Origin of the sequence: Paenibacillus sp. Soil766 (assembly GCF_001428105.1) — a bacterium.
GTDB lineage: Bacteria > Bacillota > Bacilli > Paenibacillales > NBRC-103111 > Paenibacillus_E.
Map to the genome: position 1 here is coordinate 332,616 of NZ_LMSJ01000001.1, position 23,272 is coordinate 355,887.

23 protein-coding genes and 3 pseudogenes are annotated in these 23,272 nt (G+C 42.9%); 3 read left to right on the top strand and 23 right to left on the bottom strand.

The features are described 5' to 3' along the window. Positions 1–25: 25 nt before the first annotated feature. The 7 genes and pseudogenes from ASG89_RS01030 to ASG89_RS01060 all read right to left on the bottom strand — a co-directional run bounded on the left by ASG89_RS01030 (position 26) and on the right by ASG89_RS01060 (position 6,221). Positions 26–1,612, bottom strand: coding sequence for an ABC transporter substrate-binding protein (locus ASG89_RS01030; protein WP_057308442.1), 1,587 nt, complete (start codon positions 1,610–1,612; stop codon positions 26–28). Between the two features lie 51 nt (positions 1,613–1,663). Then, positions 1,664–2,533 carry a carbohydrate ABC transporter permease gene (locus tag ASG89_RS01035; protein ID WP_200963404.1) on the bottom strand — a complete coding sequence of 290 codons (870 nt, stop codon included), beginning with the start codon at positions 2,531–2,533 and terminating at the stop codon, positions 1,664–1,666. Positions 2,534–2,626: 93 nt separating this feature from the next. After that, the gene (locus ASG89_RS01040; protein ID WP_057308444.1) at positions 2,627–3,544 is read right to left on the bottom strand and encodes an ABC transporter permease; all 918 of its coding nucleotides are present in this window, start codon (positions 3,542–3,544) and stop codon (positions 2,627–2,629) included. Between the two features lie 213 nt (positions 3,545–3,757). Further along, positions 3,758–4,428 (bottom strand): annotated as a pseudogene (locus tag ASG89_RS01045) (ABC transporter ATP-binding protein). Between the two features lie 86 nt (positions 4,429–4,514). After that, positions 4,515–4,825: pseudogene (locus tag ASG89_RS01050) on the bottom strand (sigma-70 family RNA polymerase sigma factor); the annotation flags it as partial. A gap of 122 nt (positions 4,826–4,947) precedes the next feature. Beyond that, a complete protein-coding gene (locus ASG89_RS01055) occupies positions 4,948–5,340 on the bottom strand; it encodes a hypothetical protein (RefSeq protein ID WP_057308445.1) in 393 nt (130 codons plus the stop codon). Between the two features lie 2 nt (positions 5,341–5,342). Beyond that, positions 5,343–6,221 (bottom strand): DMT family transporter, encoded by an 879-nt coding sequence (locus tag ASG89_RS01060; RefSeq protein ID WP_057308446.1) that lies wholly within the window; start codon positions 6,219–6,221, stop codon positions 5,343–5,345. Positions 6,222–6,314: 93 nt separating this feature from the next. On the opposite strand from ASG89_RS01060, the gene ASG89_RS01065 reads away from it, so the two are divergent. After that, a complete protein-coding gene (locus tag ASG89_RS01065) occupies positions 6,315–7,013 on the top strand; it encodes an ArsR/SmtB family transcription factor (RefSeq protein WP_200963400.1) in 699 nt (232 codons plus the stop codon). 203 nt (positions 7,014–7,216) lie between these two features. On the opposite strand, the gene ASG89_RS01070 is transcribed toward ASG89_RS01065, so the two are convergent. Further along, the gene (locus tag ASG89_RS01070) at positions 7,217–7,660 is read right to left on the bottom strand and encodes an alpha/beta hydrolase family protein (RefSeq protein ID WP_268795571.1); all 444 of its coding nucleotides are present in this window, start codon (positions 7,658–7,660) and stop codon (positions 7,217–7,219) included. 104 nt (positions 7,661–7,764) lie between these two features. Here ASG89_RS01070 and ASG89_RS01075 point away from each other — a divergent pair, with 104 nt between their 5' ends. Next, a complete protein-coding gene (locus ASG89_RS01075; RefSeq protein WP_057308449.1) occupies positions 7,765–8,133 on the top strand; it encodes a DUF3888 domain-containing protein in 369 nt (122 codons plus the stop codon). A gap of 83 nt (positions 8,134–8,216) precedes the next feature. Here ASG89_RS01075 and ASG89_RS01080 read toward each other — a convergent pair whose 3' ends face one another. From ASG89_RS01080 to ASG89_RS01125, 12 genes and pseudogenes are all read right to left on the bottom strand, one after another. After that, positions 8,217–8,639 (bottom strand): UPF0158 family protein, encoded by a 423-nt coding sequence (locus ASG89_RS01080; protein ID WP_057308450.1) that lies wholly within the window; start codon positions 8,637–8,639, stop codon positions 8,217–8,219. 19 nt (positions 8,640–8,658) lie between these two features. Beyond that, positions 8,659–8,859, bottom strand: coding sequence for a hypothetical protein (locus ASG89_RS01085; protein ID WP_057308451.1), 201 nt, complete (start codon positions 8,857–8,859; stop codon positions 8,659–8,661). Between the two features lie 370 nt (positions 8,860–9,229). Beyond that, complete coding sequence (locus tag ASG89_RS01090) at positions 9,230–9,589, bottom strand: Rieske (2Fe-2S) protein (protein WP_057308452.1); 360 nt, start codon at positions 9,587–9,589, stop codon at positions 9,230–9,232. 15 nt (positions 9,590–9,604) lie between these two features. Then, positions 9,605–10,666 (bottom strand): amidohydrolase family protein, encoded by a 1,062-nt coding sequence (locus ASG89_RS01095; protein ID WP_057308453.1) that lies wholly within the window; start codon positions 10,664–10,666, stop codon positions 9,605–9,607. Between the two features lie 57 nt (positions 10,667–10,723). Next, complete coding sequence (locus ASG89_RS01100; RefSeq protein ID WP_057308454.1) at positions 10,724–12,289, bottom strand: extracellular solute-binding protein; 1,566 nt, start codon at positions 12,287–12,289, stop codon at positions 10,724–10,726. A gap of 72 nt (positions 12,290–12,361) precedes the next feature. Then, the gene (locus ASG89_RS01105) at positions 12,362–13,222 is read right to left on the bottom strand and encodes a carbohydrate ABC transporter permease (RefSeq protein ID WP_057308455.1); all 861 of its coding nucleotides are present in this window, start codon (positions 13,220–13,222) and stop codon (positions 12,362–12,364) included. 14 nt (positions 13,223–13,236) lie between these two features. After that, positions 13,237–14,157 carry an ABC transporter permease gene (locus ASG89_RS01110; protein WP_057308456.1) on the bottom strand — a complete coding sequence of 307 codons (921 nt, stop codon included), beginning with the start codon at positions 14,155–14,157 and terminating at the stop codon, positions 13,237–13,239. A gap of 187 nt (positions 14,158–14,344) precedes the next feature. Beyond that, complete coding sequence (locus tag ASG89_RS01115) at positions 14,345–16,522, bottom strand: helix-turn-helix domain-containing protein (protein ID WP_057308457.1); 2,178 nt, start codon at positions 16,520–16,522, stop codon at positions 14,345–14,347. Positions 16,523–16,865: 343 nt separating this feature from the next. Beyond that, the gene (locus ASG89_RS36030) at positions 16,866–17,030 is read right to left on the bottom strand and encodes a hypothetical protein (RefSeq protein WP_200963410.1); all 165 of its coding nucleotides are present in this window, start codon (positions 17,028–17,030) and stop codon (positions 16,866–16,868) included. Positions 17,031–17,502: 472 nt separating this feature from the next. After that, positions 17,503–18,060: an ABC transporter ATP-binding protein gene (locus ASG89_RS01120; RefSeq protein WP_321166458.1), complete on the bottom strand. Its 558-nt coding sequence runs from the start codon at positions 18,058–18,060 to the stop codon at positions 17,503–17,505. A gap of 127 nt (positions 18,061–18,187) precedes the next feature. Next, positions 18,188–18,343, bottom strand: a pseudogene (locus ASG89_RS36035) (tellurium resistance protein); the annotation flags it as partial. 330 nt (positions 18,344–18,673) lie between these two features. Then, a complete protein-coding gene (locus tag ASG89_RS01125) occupies positions 18,674–19,264 on the bottom strand; it encodes a TetR/AcrR family transcriptional regulator (RefSeq protein WP_057308458.1) in 591 nt (196 codons plus the stop codon). Between the two features lie 152 nt (positions 19,265–19,416). Between ASG89_RS01125 and ASG89_RS01130 the strand changes: the two genes are divergently transcribed. Then, positions 19,417–20,361 carry a ketopantoate reductase family protein gene (locus ASG89_RS01130; protein ID WP_057308459.1) on the top strand — a complete coding sequence of 315 codons (945 nt, stop codon included), beginning with the start codon at positions 19,417–19,419 and terminating at the stop codon, positions 20,359–20,361. A 553-nt stretch (positions 20,362–20,914) separates the two neighbouring features. Here ASG89_RS01130 and ASG89_RS36040 read toward each other — a convergent pair. From ASG89_RS36040 to ASG89_RS01140, 3 genes are all read right to left on the bottom strand, one after another. Continuing rightward, positions 20,915–21,058 (bottom strand): hypothetical protein, encoded by a 144-nt coding sequence (locus ASG89_RS36040; protein WP_157276473.1) that lies wholly within the window; start codon positions 21,056–21,058, stop codon positions 20,915–20,917. A 938-nt stretch (positions 21,059–21,996) separates the two neighbouring features. After that, on the bottom strand, positions 21,997–22,464 hold the full coding sequence (locus ASG89_RS01135) for a hypothetical protein (protein ID WP_057308460.1): 468 nt from the start codon (positions 22,462–22,464) through the stop codon (positions 21,997–21,999). Positions 22,465–22,735: 271 nt separating this feature from the next. After that, positions 22,736–23,173, bottom strand: a complete 438-nt coding sequence (locus ASG89_RS01140; RefSeq protein WP_057308461.1) for an NUDIX hydrolase — start codon at positions 23,171–23,173, stop codon at positions 22,736–22,738. Positions 23,174–23,272: the final 99 nt, after the last annotated feature.

Consider the following 23,272-nt stretch of genomic DNA (forward strand, 5'->3'; position numbering starts at 1 on the left):
AAAACATTGCAGCCCCGCCAGGTCTTTACTTCTTACTTGCGATGTAGGCATCCAATTGTGTTTGGAACTCTGCCTGAACCTTCTCAATTCCTGCTTGCTTCTGCTTTTCGAGTACCTGTGGAATACCTACGTCTGCTTTGATCAAGCCGTGTACGATCGGCAGCAAATAGGTTTGTTGGACATTATCAAGTGCGGCCAGCTCATTTTTAATCTTGGAATCATCCAGTACAAAAGTCTCAAGCGGGCTGTGGACAATATTCGTTGCTTTCCATCTGTTGTAAGTAGCCGTAACCATATCGCCGACTACTCCTTCCATCTGCCTGGAAAGCTGAGTTCTCCAGCCCCAGGGACTAGCACCTTCAGGCGGATAACCGGCAGTTGCTGCCAGTGTTTTGAACTTATTATCCCCTACAGGTTCCCAGTGCTTCCCTTTGATCCCATAGAACGTTAGTTCATATATCTCTTTGTCGTAACGGAGAAGATCTAGCGCCATTAACGCCCGCTCCGCATTCTTGGAGGTTGCGTGAATCCCGATTCCATTACTGATCAGTGGGGTTTGGTACTGTTTGGCCGTCGGATTAACGTCAATTAACTCGGGCTTCCACTCCGGATTCGTTTTTAGAATAGCGTCGATCGAGTTAGCCATCGTTGATATATTACCAAAGTCAGCTGCCGTCTTGCCTTCTTTAAATGCCTTTCTCCAATCCGTCTTGGATACAATCGCATCCTTCGTCCAGACGCCTTGCTGCGCCATGTCATAGAACATGTTATATTTTTCGATCGTTTTCGGGTTTTCTAGATAATTCGTAAGTTTTGGATTTGGATTTTTCAAGTCATAGACCAAAGTAACACTTCCATGGACGAGGCGCATTTCCATATCAGAGAAGAATACAGGAATTCCGGTAGAACTTAATTTAGCAGGAGGACCACTGAAGCCAAGCATGCCCTTCTCGTTCTTGGCAACCGTAGTTAAGTAACTGGCCAAATCGGCTTGCGTCTTCACTTCCGGCAGCTTATATTTTTCTCTCAAATCCCCACGGATCACACCTATTGCAAAACTACTTTCGAAGGTATCATTCGGCACCATATAGATCTTGCCATTAATCTTGGCTTGATCCCACCCAACCTTATCCTGTTTAGCCCATGTGTTTGGCGCATAGGTTTTGAGGATATCTTCGGTTAATTGAAGGAAGCCGTCTTTACGGGCTGTTGCATTGTAGAATGCCCAATCACCGGTAAAGATCATGTCAAAGTCCTCGTTAGCAGCAAATAATAGCGGATATTTCTGATTGTATTCATTGAAATCCAGATACCTGAGTTCTAATTCGGCATTGATTTTTTTCTTAAGGATTTTGTTGACTTCCGCATAGACTTCATCTGTATCTGGTGGTTTGGTACCCACCAAGACCATTTTCAGCTTAACCGGTGTTGAAGTATCTATTTTCGTTGCTGATGCGTTTTCAGACGGCTTTACGGATGCGTTTGGCGATGATGAAGTTTGGCTTCCCGTATCTCCGCCGCATGCACTTACCAACACGCTTAGAACGAGTGCCGGCACTATGCCCTTCCAAACTTTTTTGTGGTTACTTTTCATTGTCATCATTCCTTTCATGCTCTACCCCCTATGAAATCTCATGCTATGATAAACCGGAGTGTTCCGGGATTATCCTTTTACTGCACCGATTGTAAGCCCTTTGACAAAATAGCGTTGAATAAATGGATATAGCAGTACGATCGGCCCCGTAACTACGATAGTCAGAGCCATTTTGAGGCCTTCGCCTGGCAAATCCGGTACGTTCATTCCGCTTTTTTCTGCAACGATTTTGAGCGCATCTACGCTGCCAATAACTCGATATAAGTAATATTGAAGTGTGTAGAGCTTGTGATTATTAATGAAAAGTAAAGAGTGGAACCAATCATTCCAATATCCAAGAGCTACAAAAAGCCCAATGGTGGCAAGTGCAGGCTTGCATAGAGGTATGATAAGTCTGATAAAGATCGTAAAATCTCCTGCACCATCCATCTTAGCTGATTCCGTAATAGCTGCTGGAATGCTCCGCATAAAACTTTTCATAACCAAAATATAGAATACGTTAATCAATGGAAGCAACAGCAACACCAAGTACGTATCGTTTAATTTCAAATAATTGACGACCAGGATATAGAGTGGAACCAGTCCTCCGCTGAATAAAGTCGTGAAATAGTAGAAGAATGAAAATGTATTTCTCCATTTAAAATCAGATCGTTGGAGCACATAACTGCTCATGGATACTAGAAATAGCGAGATCGTTGTACCGATAATCGTCAAGGATGTTGTTAGTCCATAAGCACGAAGAATCTCTTGTGGAACCGTGAAGATAAACCGATAAGCCTCGAAGGACAAGCTGGAAGGAATTAATTTATAACCTTCCAAGATAATCTCTTTTTCATCTGTGACTGATCCGCTTAAGATTAGTAAAAAGGGTAAGATACAGAGAAGTGCTACAAATGATACCCAACCATAGGCTATTACATTCAGGACAAATTGGTCCATCTGAATCTTTGGGGCTGGCGTCTTCGTTAAGAACGCGATTTCTGTTTGGGTATTGGCTGCCGATTTCATTCAGGTGCAGACTCCTTTCCGGATTTAGAACAAAGCTGAGTCTTTATCCGCTTTGCGAACGACTCCGTTAACTAGGAGAATAGTGATAAAACAAAGAATGGATTGAAAAAGTCCTATAGCCGCTGACATGCCAATCTCATTGTTTTGTACCAAAGACCGATATACATACGTATCAATGACGTCCGTATTGCCAAACAAGAGTCCGTTATTCCCGATCATGTTAAAGAAGAGTCCGAAATCGCCGCGAAAAATGTGGCCCACCGACAGCAGCGTCAAAATGATCATCGTCGGTTTCAAACACGGAATCGTGATATGCCATATTTTCTGGAACACGTTGGCCCCATCGGTCTCAGCCGCCTCATACATCTCCTGATCGATACTCATAATTGCGGCTAAATAGAAGACGACACCATATCCAACAGCTTTCCACGTTGAGAAGAATACGAGGAGGAATGGCCATATGCCGGTTGTGCTGTAGAAGTTGACAGGTTCCATACCGAAAGTACGGAATATTGTGTTAATCGTACCATGTTCAAAATTCAACAAATTGTAAGCGATTGAGCCTACTACCACCCAGGAAATGAAGTACGGAAGGAACATTACAGATTGACTAACTTTCTTAAACCATTTGCTGCGAACTTCTGAAAGTAAAATTGCTATTCCTACCTGCAGCACCAAATTAATGAAGATAAAGAACACATTATAAAGCACGGTATTGCGCGTCACTCTCCAGGCATCTCCAGAGATAAAAAAGAACTTAAAATTCTCTAGTCCGCTCCAATCACTTCCCAGAATGCCTTTACCATAAGAATAATGTTTGAATGCGAGAACCAGGCCGAACATCGGCACGTATTGGAATAACGCCACAAACAATAAGGAAGGGACCAGCATAAGCAGCATGGTTCTGTAACTGATCAAATCGCGAATGAACGGTGTTTTCATTTTACTCTCCTCCTTTATGTTCACCGGTCTATGTAGCTTATTATAATGGAACCGCTATCATTTGGGTCCCCACCAATCTTTCGAATTCATGTCCAGAATTAAGATTCCTGTTAAAATGAGAAATAGGATCGTCTGCACTAGGCGTATGCTTTTCCAACCCTATAAAATGATTAAAGCCTTACGATTTTTATCGTAAGGCCGATATTATTCATATTAGTGAACCAACCGCCCATCCCGAAACCTAACTACCCTTTTCGCTTGCTCCGCAACCTGCCGATCATGCGTAATCACAATAATCGTCCGCCTCTGCTCGTTCAACCGCCTGAAAATTTCCATGATCTCCGCGCCTGTCTTTGAATCCAGCGCTCCCGTTGGCTCATCCGCCAAGATGATCGGCGGATCGCCTGCTAAGGTTCGCGCAATCGCAACACGCTGCTGCTGCCCACCCGATAATTCCGAAGGAAAATGCTTCCTCCGGTCGAGTAGATCCACTGCTTCCAGCGCTTGCAAGACAAGTGGCTCACGCTGCTGCTTCGTCATTCCCCGATATATTAGTGGTAGCTCCACGTTCTCATATGCGCTTAATCTCGGTAACAAATTAAAATTCTGAAAAACAAACCCAATCTTCCGATTCCGAATCTCAGCCAACTGTGAATCTTTCATAGCATGAATCTGCTTCCCATCAAGGCTGTAAACCCTTCGTCAGACACATCCAAACACCCGATAATATTCATCAGAGTGGACTTGCCAGAGCCCGAAGGCCCCATGATGGCAACATATTCACCTTGCAAGATGTCTAAAGTGATATCATCTAGCGCGCGAATCGTTCCGCCGCCCATATAGTAAAATTTGCACACATGCTCAATTTGGATTAAGGCTGCCATTGTGTTCGCCCCCCATTATCTGATGCCAAATAAATGAAGTCTGCGATTCAATTCCAATGATTCCAATTCTTTTAAAATCTATGCTTTTACCGCTTCGCCTTATAAAACTCATGATACATCTTCATCAGAGCCCGCTTCTCAATCCGCGATACGTAGGACCTCGAAATCCCCAGCTCCTTCGCGATCTCCCGCTGCGTCCGCTCCTCGCCGCCAAGCTCCAACCCAAACCTTCCGACTACGACTTCTTTCTCCCGGTCGTCCAAAATCTCAAGATTGCGATATATCTTCGACTTCTCAATCTTCAACTGCACCGCATCCACGACATCGTCCGCCTCGCTGCCGAGGTGTCGATCAACGTAATCTCGTTCCCCTCTTTGTCCGTTCCGATGGGATCATGCTAGGAAACATCTTTCCACGTTATTTTTTGAGGTTGTGAACAGTTCATTGAAGTTGAACTATAGTTCTCCAATTAACGTAATGAACTCATCTGTCCTCTAAGTTACGGTTCACGGTATCTCTCTAACGGCGAAAGCCTGCCGATGGCATTTCAAAACGAGATCGTTTCCGGCTGGATACGAATACACCCAATCCGATGACCAAACCGATATTCGTTAACGAAGCAAAATGGTTTAAGTTAACTGGCTCGATCGAGAACGCTATGGTTCCGCTACCAATCATGGCGCAAAGCAGTGTGCCGAATGTCGTCTGATACATCGTTACTCCCTTTAGCCGCTTTGACAACCGTGAACCTGTCGCATAGCACAACGTGGCTGCCAACATACAAATAAATCCGACGATATCAACTGACACGATTGAATGCGCGTTAATGTCAAGCAGATGCTTAATGAAGAAAAAGGAGCCTCCCCTGATGAGACTTAGCATCAATAACGCCGAAAAAAGCAAACGATTCATAACTAATCCATCTTCCTGCCGATTTTATTTTTAGCCTTCCAGTTGACCAAGAATATGCCTATGAAGATACCAATCCCCCCGACATAAACATACCAGTGGATAACCTCACCCAGAATCAGCCATCCGGACAGGACGCCAAAGAACGGAGCTAAAAACAGAAAAGCGCTTGTTTTGCCCGGGTCTCCTTTGCTGAGCAGATAATACCATGTTGCAAACTGGACGATCGATCCTAGTATCACTAAATAGAGGATGACTCCGGATGAGGTCCAGTTGAGAATAAGACGCGGGGTTTCCATACTTAGGCTTAACACCAGGAGGAGCAATCCTCCAAACAACATTTGATACGCCGTCAACACCCAGTTGTCGAATCGCCCCCCCCATTTTTTGACCAATAAGGTAGCAATCGCCCATGCTAGCGCGGATCCTAGCCCGAGTAACGTTCCTATCGAGAATTGCATGTGGAATCCCAGCGTTACGAATACGCCGGCAAATCCGACGATTACGCCTATCCATTGATACAGTCGGTATCTCAAGCCCATAATCACTCTTCCTAAGACCACGACAAGTAGCGGATTTACGAACGTTAAAATCGAGGTTTCCCCCGACGGAATCGTTCGCATACTCAAGAATATACAACCCATTACCGCTGTCGTCTGAAAAACACCAATAAGCATAAGTCTAGCCCAATCCTGGGTGATTACAGGCAAACGCCTGTTTTTTAATGTTACGGCCAGTGCCATAATAGCACCTGCCAGCGTAAAGCGTATGCCTACGAGTAGCAGGGGTGAGACGTACGACAGTCCAACCTTGCCGACCGCAAAAGATGAGCCCATTAGAGATGTGGCAAGCGCGATAAGTAATCCGAAAGCATAACGATTCATAAACTTCTCCTCTTCCTTTGTTTTGTTTCTCTATGCTACCATGAAATTACTTCGGTCGCGGTCGAATCATAATAACAAAGGGATTGGAGTGAATTGATTATGAACCCGAACGTCACGGAGACCGCTCAATTAATTGGCGACCCCTCTCGTCTTGCGATGTTATTGAGTTTGCTTGAAGGAAAAGCATTGCCCGCCAGCGATCTGGCTCGAGCCGCACGAATATCGCCGCAGACGGCAAGTTCGCACTTAGCCAAGTTGGTCGAGGGCGGCCTGCTGCTACACGAGAATTACGGCAGACATAAGTACTTCCGTCTTGCCAATCAGGAAGTAGCGCACGCTCTAGAATCGCTCCTTGCGATTTCCCCTCCTAAGCCGATTCGTTCTTTGCGCGAATCGGACGAGCTTAATCACTTACGGCATGCCCGAACTTGTTACGATCATTTGGCCGGCAAGATCGGGGTCGCTCTTACGGATCGACTAGTCGATATGCGATGGCTGGAAGAGTCGGAGAAAGATTATGCGCTAAGCTCGGAGGGTAAGGAAAAGTTGCAGAACTGGAGCGTGGGAATCGAAGTTATTCCCGAGAAACGTCGGTACTTTGCTCGACAATGCTTAGATTGGAGCGAGCGACGTCATCACTTGGCAGGAAGTCTAGGATCCGCGATAACCACTCGATTGTTCGAGTTGAAGTGGATTGAGAGACTTCCTAACGGACGGGCAGTCCGCGTAACGAACGAAGGAATACAGGGACTTAGAAGCGAATTCGGACTCACTATTCCTCCTTCCTTCTGAATAACCAAGAACCTCTCCGAAACTTCATCGAAGAGGTTCTTTTATTCATTTTTTCTTAAAGAGGTTCGCCCAACTTAAGATTCAATTCAACGGAATTCAACTAATCTGCGCGTTACATGAACGAAAACAGGGAGCAGATGCCGCGGCAAACTGCTCCCTGTTTATTGTGCTATAGTTCCTCGATAGATGAAACATTAATCCACTTATTGCTTAAGTTGCTCATTGAAGAAATCAACTATTCTCGTTCTGACTTCATCAAATTTGTCTCTAAGGGAATGGTCTGAGTCTGGGTATTCCACATACCTATAGTCTTTATTGAGTTCGTCTAATTTTCGCACAAAATCTCTGACTTGTTGCGAAGGAACCATCTCGTCTTTCCCCCCATGGAAGATTAATAGGGGGACATTTATATCATCGGCCCATTCAATCGGCGAGCGTTTTATGTATTCATCCGCATTTTTACTGGGGTGCCCAACTAAACGATCAAGAATCCCTTTCATAATTTCAGTGCGTTTATGATAGAGATCAACCAAATCAGTGGGTCCACTCATGACGACGGCAGCACGGAGACTCATTTTTTTCCTAATCGCTAAATAAGTCATTAATCCACCTCTCGAGAAGCGGAGTGAAGGGCTGCAACGCGGCAGCCCTTCAGTTGTTTAACTATCGTTTACTGTTAGAGAATGGCATTCATTGAATAGTCCTTTTGAATAAGTGGAAAAACAAGTTAAATCTATTAGGAGGAATACCAATGAAAAGTAAAATAATATTCGTAGTATTTGTTGCCTTCTTCGCAATTGCAACACCTATTCAAGCCAGCCCAAATAATCAGAGCAACGATGAATTGCCATGTGATGTGTTAAAGAATGCATTTGTGGGGACTTTGTTTGGTTCGATAGGCAAAGTGCTTTCGCAATATAAAGATGAGAGGCAATTCAGGGTTGATAAAATGGTGGAGATCAAGAATTTATCGTCATGGGGACAATATTATTGGGAGACAACTTTAAAAGTAACGACATTTTCTGGAGCCCATAATCCGCCGTATAATCATTATACGATTACCTTTACAAATCAAAACCCCGAGATACAAATAAAGGCTATCAAGGTCATACAAGAATAAATAATCTGCTTAACCCGTTAACAAAGAGTAAAGGGCTACAACGCGGTAGCCCTTTCGATGTTGAATTATAGTTCTTCGATAGCTTAACCTTCCCATACTAATTGCCTTATCTTACTTTCTTTGTACTTGTACCATTGCTTATCAACGCCAAATTCTATTATTCTATCTTTAAATCTTCGAAAAGCTCCTCTTCCTTGAATGGTGCCATACAGTTCTTCTCTATTTTTTTGATCCTTTTGACTTACAATAAAATCCTCCATGATTTCATATTCATTGAAGTTGTTTCTTAATGTAAAGTCCACGTAAACCCCGTCTTCATCCTCAATTATGCTGATAGCTTTCTCAATATTCTCTCTTTGCCAGTCAGGAAATTTTTCAAGTGGTTCTTCATCTTCCGCAGCTCTTATTTCTTCTCTCATTAATGTGATAACTTCGCCTGTATTAGTGTTAATAAAAGTAAAATTATCATCAATTAGAAGCTCAATCTCACTAATTAGATCCTCCAACTTACTGGTTTGTTACTCTTCAATTTGTTTGCCCCTTTCGATATATATATTCATCATATCCAAAAAACTCTTGTAAATCGTTACAAAAAACAAAGACGCAGTCTGCTGTTGCTTCCTCGTCTTCTTTCCAATGAATTCCAAGTACGATTTCAATTTGCTCAGGCGTTAACTTATCGGGCTCTATTGTTGATATTAACTTTGTTGCTTTAGCTGCCGACAATAATTTCGCCTCCTCGTATATTTTTTCAATAACTTGTCAAGATTTTTCAATAGAAAATCGAGAAGATAACTTGATGTCATAAATGACAAGAACTTAATCCCATTCCCGAAGTTTTTATATTCGCGGCTTTTTTCGCGGCAAGCAAAACAAAAAAAGCCTCCCGTTTTTATGAAAGGCCTCGCTCGAGAGAACTACAGGGGCTTATTTGGCCTCCGACCTATGTTTATTGGATGAGATCGGCAAAATAGCGGACCATTGTTCCCTCCCCCATAAACAAAGCTGTCTCCCTCAGGTCTATCCAGACCATGGGAGACAGCTTTGAAAGAAGTACTGCTATTCCACAATTTTTCTCTCAATATCTTTTCCATCTTTATTTCCTTTGCAAGTTAACACCGATCCTGCCGTCAAGCTCGCACACTTCAAACGTTTTCAACCAGATTTTCTCACTGAACAGCGACTTGCCGGTTCGAATATCGAACTCCCAGCCGTGCCAAGGACAGCGCAAGATCTCGCCTTTTTTTCCATATTCGTATTCATATACGTCAGACGGGAGCGTCGTTCCTGAGACGAGTCCAGCACACATCGGCGCACCTTGGTGCGGACAATAATTGTTGATCGCATAGTAGGCACCGTTAATCCGGTAGATACCGATACTTTTCCCCTCGATTGTGACGACTGCGTGGCCGCCTTCAGGAACTTCATCTGCCTCCAACACATAGTGTACCGTCATAAGCTCCTCCATCACTTAAAGGTTATATAAGCTTTTGGCGTTTTCATAAAAGATTTTCCTCTTGGCTTCGGGTTTTAATCTTCGCAGGATCATATCTGGAGAGTCAAAATCCCAATGCGGATAATCGCTTGAATAGAGAATCATATTCTCTGCATCGATCATATTAAATAAATCAATCAAATGCTGTGGGTTGTCCGGCTCCTCGATCGGCTGCGTAGTCAAATAGCAATGCTCGCGGATGTATTGGCTAGGCATCTTCTTGAGCCAAGGGACTGTGGAGCGCAGCGCTTTGTAGTTTTTATCCAACCTCCACATGAGATGCGGGAGCCAAGCAATACCACCTTCGGTTAGCACCACTTTCAGACGCGGGAATTTCTCGAACACTCCTTCGCATACCATCGACACGAGATGAGCCATGAACATCTGGGACAAACACGTGTGCCACTCGATGTAACGGGACGGATACCCTGCAGCCGTAGGCGCGGTTGAACCGCCGCCGCCTTCCGCTCCAGGATGGAGCGCAATGGGCAGGCCATTACGTTCTGCAGCCTCATAAATGGGATGAAACTGCCGTTGACCAAGAGGCGCACGCGCTGCACTGGAAATCATCACCTCAACGATGTCCGGGTGCCCTCCCATGCGGTCAATTTCTCGTGCAGCGAGATACGGATCTTGCGTGGCGACTGCCAAAGCGCCCTTAAAAGCCTTATGCTTGCCAAGCCACTTATCGGCTAAAAAGTCGTTGTAAGCCGAACAGATCACTGCTGCAAAATCAGCATCATGCGTCGTTGATATGTTATACACGACACCGGTTAATACGCAGTATTCGACGTTATAGTCTTCTAGCAGCTGTTTGATCATCAGATCTGGGTCAGAGCCCGCTTTGCCCCCGCCTGGCGGTATAGCGTCTTTCTTCATGACGCCAACCGGTGAGTAGTAACCGGAACCGGCATATCCGATTCCTGAAGCAGCCACGCGTGAGCGCCATGGTTCAGCCAAGTACGGCAGCAAATCAGAATCATTCTGCTCATTGTGGACATCCACATCAATGACCTTCATCTTTTCGGCCATAATCATCCCTCCATTTCGGAGGCCTGTTCTGGGTGAATGGGCCTCCGTGCAGCGCCAACGCGTTTATTTTTTACCGTATGTGCGAGTGTAAGCGGCATTGTACATATTCAACAGTTCATCTGCGCCTAGCTTTTTCGTTTGATCAATAAACTCTTGCCATGTTTTATCGTTAATCGGCGTTTTACCAGACACGAATTCAGTCAATTTTTGCTCCAAATACTTGTTCAAATTGTTCAGTTTTGATTTTTCCAGCTCCAGCTCTTCACTTGTTTTAACAATCTGCTTCGGTGCCGGGATAATAACCGGTGCATAGAGCTTGTTAATCGCTTTGCTCTTATCGCTTAAGCCGCTTTCCCATACAGCACGGGATTTGGCATTGTCCAGAGTGACCATGTCATACCAGACGCCCCAATCTTTCCGCAGTGTAGTAAATGGCGACGCGCCGAAATCCTTGTTGTACACAGGTACGCCGTTTTCCTTCGTATACGTTTTGCCTTCGATTCCGAGGGATAAGTAATTCGAACCTTCTTCACTAAGCAGGTAATCGAGGAACTGAACCGCTCTGTCTTTATCTTTGACCTTGGCGGAAATCGCACGACCCGTAGCCCCTACAACAGAACGCGAGAATTGATAGTTCTTAATGCCATCAGCAGCGAACTGTGGAATTGCATCCAGCGTGTAATCAGCCGTTCCTGCTTTGCGCCCCTTATCCATAAGAGTCTCTAGATCAGCCTTCCAGAAGAAAGTAACCAGTGATTTCCCCTTAAGAATCCGCTCCTCCCACTGCGCTTGCGTGATCATTGAGAATTCAGGATCCAATAATTTCTCGTTAAACAGTTTGTTGAGGAAGATGAGAGAATCCTTATACCCTTTATGATAAGGCGCAAATGCATATTTATCCGTAGCAGGATCAACGTTATAGAAGCCGTGAATACCTGTGAAGGCTCTGCCGAACGTCGTGAATAGCCCTGTATCGCCAACGATTGCATTATTGATCAATGGGTACGTATCTGGCTGTTTTTCTTTCAGAGTTTTTAGATACTGGTAGAATTCTTCCAGTGTCGTCGGCGCTTTCAAACCGTATTTATCCATAATGTCCTTACGGGTATACCAGATAAAGTTGAATCCTTTGCCTTCGGCATCACCCTCGATAACTGGCACGGTGTAAATCCCTCCGTCTGCTCCTGTGGCAACGGCCTTGGCTTCCGGATATTTATCGAAAAACGCCTTCATATTCGGGGATTTATCCATGTAATCCTTCAGGTTCAGAAACACTTTGTCTGGCCCATGCTGTCTGCCTTCTAGGGTATCGACCTGAATGAAGTCTGTAACCGCGTTGGTCGCGATCATGATCTGTTTCTTCTCTTTCAGGCCTTCCTGACTAACCACTTGAAACTCCACTTTCACGCCAGTTTTCGCTTCAATTTCCTTGAAAATTTCCCAGTCTTGACGCACTTTCCCCTCCGGACGGTCATAAGCCAGCCAGGAAAAGGTGATCGGCTTCTTGGCCGCTTCCCCTTTCTTCGTATCCCCTGATGCCGGTGTATCCTTGGATTCACTCGTACAACCTGCGACCAAGCTGGAAAGCATTACGGCCGATAGTGCTGCTGCTACTGTTCTTTTTTTCATGAAAAAACCTCCCCAATGTGTTTAAAAGGCTGCTTTACTACCGTAGTCACTAGCACAAGTCACAATCGGATCTTACCCTTTTATACCGCCGATCATTGTCCCCTGAACGAAATATTTCTGGATGAAGGGGTACACACATAGGATCGGGAGCGTAGCCATCATAATGATGGCGTACTTCATCGTTTGGAGCAGGCTCATATCGCCTTCACCTTGAATCGTTGTACCGGCTATCAGAATGTTCCGAAGCATAATTTGCAGCGGATACATAGAGCGGTCGTTCAAATAAATGAGGGCATCGAAGAAGGCGTTCCACTGGTTCACAGCTGTGAATAGTCCGATTGTAGCCATGACGGGCATCGAGAGTGGCATGACGACTCGCAGCAGCACCTGCAAGGAGGAACAACCGTCGATCGTTGCTGCATCCTCTAGTTCTTCTGGCAAAGCTTCGAAAAATGTCCGCATGATAAATAAATACCAAGTACTAATCATCGAAGGCAGAACGATGGCCCATATCGAATTCAACAAGCCGAGCTTCTGCACAACGAGAAACGTTGGGATCATCCCTCCGCTGAACAGTAGTGTAAACGCGGCCATCATCAGGATTAATTTTCGGCCGGGCAGCCATTTCTTCGCTAACGGATAGGCCATAGCTGCCGTAGTAATCAATGTCAGAATGACATGAACGACCGTATAGCGGATCGTATTCCAGTAGCTGACCCATAGGTCTGAGTTAGCTGCCAACTGCTTATAGGCTACCAGCGTTACTTTTTTGGGCAAAAGAAGGACATCACCGCTTGACACCAGTGCATTGTCGCTAATCGAGGCACTGAACACATAGACTAGTGGATATATCATCACAATCATAAGAAGGATCATAACCGTATAGTTCAATGTGTCAAAAATTCTGGAGGCTATTGACTGTTTAATTTTCAAATAGGATTCCTCCTTTACCACAGGCTTGTTTCTGAGTGTTTCCTAGCTATGCGATTTGCACCAATGACGAGAATAAGACCGATAACGGACTGAAATAATCCGACCGCTGTTGCGAAGCTGAAATCTGCATCCAGGATCCCGCGCCGATAGACGAACGTGTTAATCACATCTGAAGTTTCGTAGTTCATGGAGTTGTATAACAGCAAGATTTTCTGAAAGCCTGTTTCCATAAAATGTCCCAGAGTCAGAACGAACAGAATTATCATCACAGGTACCATACCAATGAAGGTAATATGGCGCATTTGGTGATAACGGTTCGCCCCATCCATTTTCGCCGCCTCATACAGGGTTGGATCAATCCCAGCGATAGCTGCCAAGTACAGAATCGTTCCCCACCCGATTTTTTGCCATATTTCTGAGGAGACATAGATTGCTCTAAACCATTCAGGCAGCCCAAGAAATAGAATCGGTTCCATCCCAAACACCTTCACCAGCAAAAAATTAATGATACCGGTTTGTGGCGACAGGAACGTGACCAGAATTCCAGCAATAACGACTGTTGATAGAAAGTGCGGCATGTAACTGATGCTCTGTGCGATGCGTTTAAACATTTTGTTCTTAAGTTCATGAAAAAAAATAGCCAGAATGATCGGCGCCGGAAAATGAAAGAGGAGATCATAGACATTCAACATGACCGTATTACGAATCAGCTTCCAGGAATCCGGATTCACATAAAAAAATTCAATAAAGTGTTTAAAGCCTACAAATTTACTGTCCAAAACGCCTCTGCCGATCGAATAATCCTGAAAGGCAATGATGACTCCATACATAGGTACGTATTTGAAAATGATGTAGTATAAAATCCCCGGCAGCATTAACAAATATAGCGCTCTATGCTTCTTCAATACGTACCCTATCCCATTTCGCTGAATCATACTGCCTCCCCCCTCCTCCTTGCGGAAGTTGATGGCCTTACTATACAAAGAGCGGGGCTTAACCGTAAAGCACGCATAATTACCTCATGTCTCTTTTTTTGCAAGCCCGATTTCATGCGGTTTTTCGGCCGTTTAATGGTGCTGGAAGAAAAAATAGAGACTTCGAAAAAAATGAAGTCTCTATCCTTTAATGATGCATCGTACGATATTTGGCCGGCGTGATGCCTTCATATTTGCGAAAAGTTCGGATAAACGAATTTCGGCCCCAGTAGCCAACTTTCTCCGCGATGTCATCGATTTTCATATCTGTCTCCAGCAAAAATTGCTTCGCCTTCATAAGCCTGTACTTAGCAATATACTCCACATACTTCTCGCCCACTGCTTCTTTAAAGGTTCGGCTGAAATGCCCGTTCGACATGTTGAGGAGCCCTGCAAAATATTCAATCGAAAGCTCCTCGTTATAATGCTCGTGAATATAAGCCAGAATCTCCGAAAACTGCTGTGTGCGTTGATGGGGTTCTTCCGTTCGGAATAAAACACGATGGATGTCAAAGAAACTTTGCTCTAATTCGTCCCACGTCATGCAGCTATGGAGCCGATCGTACAAGCTAGAAAAAAAAGGCACATTAAAATCGTTGTGCTCCGTTTCTACAGCACGAATCCATGTGTTCAGTACGTCCGTACTTAAGTATTTTACCTGCATGGCGGTCGCATTCTTGTGTTTCCCATCCTCCAGCTTCTCGCGCACAGACTCCAGCAACCGCTCATACTCCTTGGTTTTATGCTGATTGAAGATGCGGTTCACTTCCTGTACGGATAAAAAGCTTTCCCACTGCGTCCGTTCCCCTACCAGAGGTCCCCGGCATATTTCCACATCGGCATCCAATCCGCGATTCTGCAGTACAGATAAGGCTTGTTCATACGATTCATGCAGCTCTTCTGCCGCGTTCACGGTTTTCCCGATGCCAATCGTTGCTTTGAAATATTGGCTGTACGATTCCAGCACCAATTTCGTGATATCTGCAGCCTCTTCCTCCCCTAGATGCAGGAACGTATCATGGGTGACAACGCATGCTAACACATCCGGTTTCGTCTGACATAACCAGACCATCGAAGGGGTGGACTTGCGAATCAATTCTTTGATTTCCACGAACATGAATGACTTCGTCGTCTCCGACAGCCGGTCATACACCTCCGCATTGTAGTGAAATGCAATACATAGCACTGTACGCATCGCCTGCTTGTCATAGGTAAAATCAATTTCCTTCGCATAATAAGCGATGGACAGCTCGTCTTGATATTCTCCCTGCAAAATTTTGGTAATAAATAACTCCTGCATCAAGGGGAACATGCCGTTCATCCGTTGTGACAGTTCTTTATTTTCATCGGTAATTTCTTGAATAGGACGATACAACCGTCGGCTCAAATAATACGAGACAACGCTGCCTACTACGAGAAAAAAGACGAGAAACGCCCAACTTATCAATCTTGTCATATAAGCTGGTTTCATCAAGGTACGAAGATCTGTGATCGTAACATAATACCAAGCGTCATTGAACCGGGATTTCACCAGTGACATGGCGATTTCATCGGTAACCAGAAATTGTGATTCAATCACCTTTGAACGCGTATGCGACAGCACAGCTTTAACTTCTTTATCCGTCAGGCCGTGCTGATTCAAAATTTCACCTTGGCTAGTAGCAATCGCCGTACCTGTAACCCATTTCTCAGGAATGGAAATTTGTTCTTTCAGCTTGTCTTGATCAAAATGCACGACCAAATAAACCTCTGGATTTTCCGTATTAAACGGATAGCTCATAACGGCCGACATGCCGAGCGAGCTCGAGTCCACGATATCCATCATATTTTTACCGGTAAAATGGGAAAGATAATCGACTTTCTGCTGCTCATTGAGCGGGTAAGTCATATTAAAATAGTAGGATTTATCCGTATAAATATCGACATCCGCTACCAGGTCATGATTGGCAAAATATAAAAACACCTTAGATACCAATTTGTCCGACTGTAGCTTCATCAACTGTTCTCTAAGGGCATGAAACTGATCGGAGCGCTGCTGATTTTCCCTGGAATCGTCAACGACTCTGAGAAGACCTGTTAAATTCGAGGAGCTGAGCATGTTGATCATATTGGTTTTGAGTGAATCTAAAGCTGTATCGGTTTGCTTGGAGAAATGGCTAATGACGACATCATTGAGCTTTTCGGCATCCTTCTCAATCGTACGAACTGCTAGCACATGAGCAAGGATGCTGGCAACAATAACGGGAATCAAAATAACAATGAAATAGTTGGTGAAAAGCCGCCAAAAAAGGGCTAATCGGAACTTATGCACCTTAGAAATGGCCATCTCGATCGCCCCCTCCCCTGTTAAGTTGTCATCCTTGTATCCAATTATTAGAATGACTATTGTTTTATACTATTGAAAAAGAATTGGAGGGTCAATAGATTTTGAAATTTTATTTTATTGCACAAATAACAGCATGAATTTTTATTTCATTTTACGACAAAATAAGACATTTCTATTTCATGTAATAAAAAAGCACTCGAACTCCGAAATGGGCGTATACAGAAAGAGCCCACTCCAGTTCAAGTAGCAGGTTCTTTAATCTGTAATAGAGGATGATCTAAATTGATTGAGGCTTCCTGTAATTTACATGTATTATTTTGCTTGAGTTCCCACAACTTTGACACTAGACTCGCAGATTTATTCTCTTATTGCCTGCTGATGAACGAAGGCAAATTGCAACCGACGAAGAACTCGGCACTCCGACATACCCTAACGGCTTCACCGCTTCTCTTTGCCGTGAGCTCTCTTGCGAGATTTTCTGCTGTCTTTGCTCTTCATACGAACGCATCGTTTTCCTCTCTCCTTTCGGTTCAGCCCTTCCGCAAGCTGTTGCAACAACTTGCGTACTATGGCTTCTGCTGACTCCTGCGGATTCAGCGCAACCTCTCGGTTACGGTTACGAAGTCACTTCGCATTTTTTTCCGCAGGCCTCCCCAGATAAGAACGACATCTTTCTGCCCGCGACCACTCAAGTATACAAAGATAGCCTTTGGCGGCTCTGGATTTCATCATGTTAAGGTGACTCATCCGACTACCCCTGCCTCAAATTGAGTTCGTGTACCTTGGCTCGTGCATTTGCCTCCAGCTTCCTTCAGATTCCACCTCACGATGGACACCCTTGCCCTTGGCTACGGTAGGCGCTCGCCAGCCCCCGTTCGGGACTTTTACCCTAAAGATAACGCCCATGCTGGGCGTACATAGAAAGAGCCTTACGATTTATCGCAAGGCTCTTTCCATTTCTTTTATATTTCGTCCACTATTTAATGAACTAACTGCCCATCTCTGAACCTTACAACCCGCTTCGCCTGCTCCGCAACCTGCCGATCATGCGTAATCACAATAATCGTCCGCCCCTGTTCATTCAGCCGCCTGAAAATATCCATGATCTCCGCACCCGTCTTCGAATCCAGTGCCCCTGTTGGCAGGAGATCCGACAAAATAATCGGCGGATCTCCTGCCAACGTGCGTGCAATCGCAACACGTTGCTGTTGTCCTCCTGAGAGCTCAGACGGAAAATGCTTCCGACGATCAATCAAATCAACAGCTTCCAACGCCAGTAATATAAGCGGCTCTCGTTGTTTCCTTGTCATTCCCCGGTAGATCAATGGTAACTCCACATTCTCATATGAACTTAACCTCGGTAATAGATTAAAGCTTTGGAAAACAAACCCGATCTTCCGATTCCTAATCTCTGCCAACTGTGAATCCTTCAGCGAGTGAATCTGCTTCCCATCCAGGACGTGCAGACCTTCGTCCGAAACATCCAAGCAGCCAATAATATTCATCAGAGTGGACTTGCCTGAGCCGGATGGGCCCATAATAGCGACAAACTCACCCTGAGCGATGTCTAGCGAAATGTCGCTCGAATCGTCTCGTTGCCCATATAGTAAAATTTACTGACATGCTCAATTTGGATTAAGGCTGTCATTATCTTCGCCCCCCATTTATGATCCCACTATCTCCTTGCACCTTGTTCGCTTCAGTTAGAAGGAATGCTGTTAAAGAAATATCTAACGAAGTAGAAATTTCATGGCTAACCGTTACACTACCTTTTGTGGCACTTAAAGTTGTATTTGCTCCCATCTGAAGTAACTCATTCATTTTAACCACTCTCCTTGTAATAACAATTCTATTAATAAATAGTAATACTCTTTAATAGTGCCACTAAATCCTTGTCTTCTTCTATTACTTGTCTCGTTTATAATACTATAAACTGGAGCAATACAAATTAATAGAATATTTGCATTATTTATGATACGGCTCCCTGCAGCTGGTCTTAAATCTGTTTAGCAAAACTTCAGCAAAGAACTTATCAGAGCCTTTTAAGAAAAAAAGGCTCAAGCGTTATGTCCACTTGGATACGAATAGATATCCGCCAAATGGCAAGATGAGCCGATATTAAAGTCCCTCATGCTCTTTCTCCTCGACCCCTTACTTTTTATTCGAATCAGGGCGCCGCGGATTGACCGTACCAAAGATATGATATGGTGTTATCCCATTTGCAAATAGGCTATCTACCAACTTGACCAATTCTTCCGACGATAGATCTTTGCCGTTGCGTACCCAAAGGCGAAACATAGATATTAATGTTGATATGTAAAACTCAATTATGTATGGTGCTAAGACATCATTTGTTGGAAAGTCCACGATCAATCTCTCAAAGGGAATCTCTCTTTTCAGGCGTTCAACAAAATGAACAGCACCATAGTCGCCCAAGAGGGCTTTAAGAACTGAAATTTCCTCTGCATTTTCCAAGCATTGAAGTGCATCTTGGAAAGTATGTGTAGAAAACTCTCTGCCTGCCATTTCCTCGTTAATGGATTTCAAGACGCGCTCTTCAACGCAGTCCAACAACTCATAGATATCCGTAAAGTATTGATAAAATGTACTGCGATTATATCCTGATTGGTTAGCAATCTCTTGAATGGATATTTTTTCAATTGGTTTTTGGCTATATAAATCGCAGAATACATTTATAAATGTTTGCCTTGTTTTGTCCGTTATTTCAGGTTGCTTATTCATTATTTGCCTCCATTTTTCTGTTCAATCGATTATACGACAGAAATTAAAAATCTGATGGTTGATGAGCGTATAGTGAATCTATACAATAACATTATACAACACGTTGTTTGATCATTGGCAAGGATTAATATATATATATTTGGGAGGCAATTATGAGAATTTTATTCTTCGGTAGAGGTGTAATATCGACCCAATATGCTTGGGCTTTTGAAAAGGCAGGGCATACAGTTGAGTTTTACGTTAGAAAAGGGAAAAAAGAAACCTTCGGAAGCAACATAGAGCTTGAAATGTGGGACGCACGAAGAGGGAAACAGCTAATAAAAGAAAGCTGGAACGTCAAACTGCATGAGGAGTTGAGCCCAAATTATGATCTCATTATTGTGAGTGTCAACACGGAACAACTTCCAGAAGCAGCACAATTACTATCGACTGCTGCTGGAAACACCCCTGTTCTAATATTCAATAACGTTTGGCAAGATTTGAAATCATCGATCTCACCATTGTCTATGAACAACGTTGTCTTTGGGTTCCCAGGAGGAGGCGGCGGCATCGCAGACAATAGGCTTAGAGGTGGCTTTTTGAAAATGCTATTTCTGGAAAAGCCACGGGTAGGCACTGAACATATTAACAACAGGGTCAAAGAACTATTTGAAAGTGCTCATTTTAAAATTAGTTGGATAAAGGATATGCAAAACTGGCTATGGAATCACTTTGCCATGAATGCGGCTATGGAGACCGAGGTGTTAAAAATGGGAAGTTTCCCAGCACTCATGAATCATAGTGACTCATTCGCAAATGTTGGTAAGAATATGAGGGGAATCATCCCTGTACTTAAAGCTAGAGGTGCAAAGATTGATATGATTTCTCTACTGTTAACTAAGATTCCACCAGCAATTCTCGGTACGCTTTTTAACAAGGTTATTTTTGCAAAGGGCAGCTTACCACGACTTTTCATCGAATACAACAATAGTAAAGCAGGGTTTGCGGTACTTGAAGTTGTTAGAGAAGCAAAAAAGTTAGGTATACCTTTACCACGTCTTACTGTGGCAATTGAAAACAATGAACAACACAAAGTTATTGAAAATTCCATATCATAAAAATTTGGAGGATTCTCTGTCATCATCTTGATGTGTATGATCAAATAGTAATAAGAAACTCCTACGCTTCGGCTTTCCGAATTCAAGGCGCAGCCAAAACGGAGAAATCTTGATATCAGACGATGCCTATCACTGTATCAAAGTCGATTATCCACATTTGGAACCCCATACTTATAACCTGAAGGGTATTGACCAATCCGTTGTTGCCTACGCTGTTCCGTTGTAATGTAATCCAGTCGGTTTCATTTGGAGCAGCAGTACACTTCCAGCATTCATAAGAATTTCTTAGTACTCACCAAGTTTTCCCAAAAACAGATTTTCTCCGTTACTTATGGTACGGTTCAGCTTAACCTATCCTACGGTTAAGAAAAACCGTCAGGAAGTTCATCCTGACGGTCCTTTTTATGTTGCACGTACATCGGCTATCTTGTACTCATATCCACGAATACCTTTGTAATACTCTGGATACATCGTTCCATCACAGCTTTCACATGTAAATTGTGGAGGGACTGTGGAATCACCTTTATCCATTCTATCAAAATCTTGCACGACTTTAAGCGGTATGTTTTCGCTCTCCAAACAGGTCAAACATATATACTTCACTGTCTGCTTCGACAGCAGGTAATTGCTTACGGACAATTGTGGTTTCTTCTTTTTGCTTTTTGGCTTCTTGCTTCCCTGTGAGATTTCCAATCATCCTTTCTAAGCAGCCTCTTGTTCTCTCGCACGCCGCATACTTAATTCTTAATATCCCTTCCTCGAGGCAGACTTCTCCCTTGTATTCATAGTAACATTCACACTTCGGGCATACTAAACCTGAAGTTCCATTCCAGTATAACGACACTCGTGGCAGTTCGTTATTTCTCATGAATTTCTAACGAATTCTTTGCTAAAAGTTAGCATATAGCCTATGACCTAAAGATATAAATTGATTATAAAGGAGGCGAAAATTGGTCTATATGACGAAACAGTTTCAAATGACATCTCAGCAGGGAACTTATTGATATCGTTCAGGCTTGTGTTGAGCAAAGAAAATGGAATGCTGCAGTGAAGTTAATCAAACTTCTACAGAATATGGAACATGAAAATGCAAATTATGTTTTAATTGAGATTAAAATCATTACTTTAACCCCGAACTAATTGGAAATATTTTGAATATCGTTTATCCGTTAGTTTAATGACCTGACCTGTCATTATGGTACGGTTCATCGTAATGTATCTAAGCACAAAGTTCATTTTGACCATAAGATATACATCAGTCATCAGTTATATAAAGACAAAGCCACTCCTGACAACGGAGTGGTTTCTTTGTGTAGAACTTCTCTTTTATTTGAAGTTCATTTTTTTTCAGTTTTAGGAATTAGAAACAATAACCCCTTTACAAAACAAACCATGCTTAACAGCCATATAATACCTATCCATGCTACGGTTAAAGAATTATCAATCGAACTGGCTGTGGCTCTTGTTTCCAAAACCCTTATCCAACCTAATGCACAATTCCCATTACAGCAATAAAGCCAGTTCTAAGTAAAGGGATTTCCTCTTCTTCCATCGACATATAAATCAATTTCTCCTTTAACTCAAAATCGCAATGAAATCCATGTTTTATTCGGATATTATCCCCTATAGAAACAATTATCTTAATACATTAATCTTTATAGTTTGCTTATGTTCCAGACCAAGATAAGTATATGTAATCAAAATGCTTCTGGGATTTTGTATTACTGGTTCTTGAATTTCTACATCATAATCAACTATGATTCTTTGGTTATTCGTTGTCCAAGAGTCAGCACTCGTATACACCCTATGACTTGGAATACTTTGAACCGTAAAAGGCTGTCCGTCAATTGTTAGATCGCCAATTTTAATACCTTTGTAATCTTGCAGCTCAATTTTCTTTAAGCTGACAGACTTTTTGCTCGTATTAACAAGACTAAAGTAATACTTTTGTTTTGTATTCATTAACTTTGACGCAGAATTTTCAGTTGTTTCCTTCGCACTATCACTTGTAAAAGCATCAACAACGCTATTATAACTGTACTGATAAGAAACCCAACCAATAATTGCGAAAACCGCAACAAGAACTAAAATAGTTTTTTTCAAATTAACCTCCTCCATAGATAACAAGATATAGACAAATACTGTTGTTGATTCTCAATTATACCATATAATGGGAATCCCCTCTCCTTTATATCGCTTCAAATTTAACTCATATTCGAGCGGTGGAAGTGCTATACCCTTGTCACCACTCAAACAGCTTCATTTTGATGAAAACAGCAAAACTGCTCGTTCACTTGAATGAACAAAAAATGGAGCTTGCCTTGAAGCAAGCCCCCATAACAATCGTTCCTCATTAATTCACCAACCAAGTGAATTAGGAAAGTTCGTTTTTTAGTAATTCTGTTAATCCATTTGGATAAAGTATCTTTTTCCCTAAAAATAATTCATCTTTCGAAACCCATTTAGCATTAATAACTTTATTCCCTTCAAGTATAGTAAATTGTTCTTTCTGATAATGGCTTTTATCTTTAAAGTCAACTAAGTATATCTGAGTTATCTCGTGTCCTATAATATCATCTATTCTGAAGATATTTTCTAAACAGGTGATATATCGTTTTATAACTACTTGAACGCCAATCTCTTCACTAAATTCTCTTATTAACGCCTCATCTGACCGCTCTCCAAATTCAATTGTTCCACCTATTGGACGGTAATAAAAACCTAATCCTTTTGAATGTTTACCTTCCTGCTCCTCCAAAAGAATATGGTTATTCTTAATAATTAGACCTAATGTATTAGCTCGTGGATACATCAAAATGCCTCCTCTACTGCTAATATATTTCTACAATAATATCAACTATCCTGTGAGTTACTTGTTACGACAAAAAATGGAGCTGCCACGTGGCAAGCT

Coding starts and splice junctions, on each gene's coding strand:
- ASG89_RS01115 (WP_057308457.1), bottom strand. CDS start 16,522: ATGGCCATTTCTAAGGTGCATAAGTTCCGATTAGCCCTTTTTTGGCGG.
- ASG89_RS01140 (WP_057308461.1), bottom strand. CDS start 23,173: ATGTATCCACGAGCTAATACATTAGGTCTAATTATTAAGAATAACCAT.
- ASG89_RS36040 (WP_157276473.1), bottom strand. CDS start 21,058: ATGATTGGAAATCTCACAGGGAAGCAAGAAGCCAAAAAGCAAAAAGAA.
- ASG89_RS01035 (WP_200963404.1), bottom strand. CDS start 2,533: ATGGACCAATTTGTCCTGAATGTAATAGCCTATGGTTGGGTATCATTT.
- ASG89_RS36030 (WP_200963410.1), bottom strand. CDS start 17,030: ATGCGTTCGTATGAAGAGCAAAGACAGCAGAAAATCTCGCAAGAGAGC.
- ASG89_RS01120 (WP_321166458.1), bottom strand. CDS start 18,060: ATGGGCCCATCCGGCTCAGGCAAGTCCACTCTGATGAATATTATTGGC.
- ASG89_RS01055 (WP_057308445.1), bottom strand. CDS start 5,340: ATGAATCGTTTGCTTTTTTCGGCGTTATTGATGCTAAGTCTCATCAGG.
- ASG89_RS01040 (WP_057308444.1), bottom strand. CDS start 3,544: ATGAAAACACCGTTCATTCGCGATTTGATCAGTTACAGAACCATGCTG.
- ASG89_RS01125 (WP_057308458.1), bottom strand. CDS start 19,264: ATGAATAAGCAACCTGAAATAACGGACAAAACAAGGCAAACATTTATA.
- ASG89_RS01075 (WP_057308449.1), top strand. CDS start 7,765: ATGAAAAGTAAAATAATATTCGTAGTATTTGTTGCCTTCTTCGCAATT.
- ASG89_RS01095 (WP_057308453.1), bottom strand. CDS start 10,666: ATGATTATGGCCGAAAAGATGAAGGTCATTGATGTGGATGTCCACAAT.
- ASG89_RS01060 (WP_057308446.1), bottom strand. CDS start 6,221: ATGAATCGTTATGCTTTCGGATTACTTATCGCGCTTGCCACATCTCTA.
- ASG89_RS01130 (WP_057308459.1), top strand. CDS start 19,417: ATGAGAATTTTATTCTTCGGTAGAGGTGTAATATCGACCCAATATGCT.
- ASG89_RS01100 (WP_057308454.1), bottom strand. CDS start 12,289: ATGAAAAAAAGAACAGTAGCAGCAGCACTATCGGCCGTAATGCTTTCC.
- ASG89_RS01090 (WP_057308452.1), bottom strand. CDS start 9,589: ATGACGGTACACTATGTGTTGGAGGCAGATGAAGTTCCTGAAGGCGGC.
- ASG89_RS01110 (WP_057308456.1), bottom strand. CDS start 14,157: ATGATTCAGCGAAATGGGATAGGGTACGTATTGAAGAAGCATAGAGCG.
- ASG89_RS01030 (WP_057308442.1), bottom strand. CDS start 1,612: ATGAAAGGAATGATGACAATGAAAAGTAACCACAAAAAAGTTTGGAAG.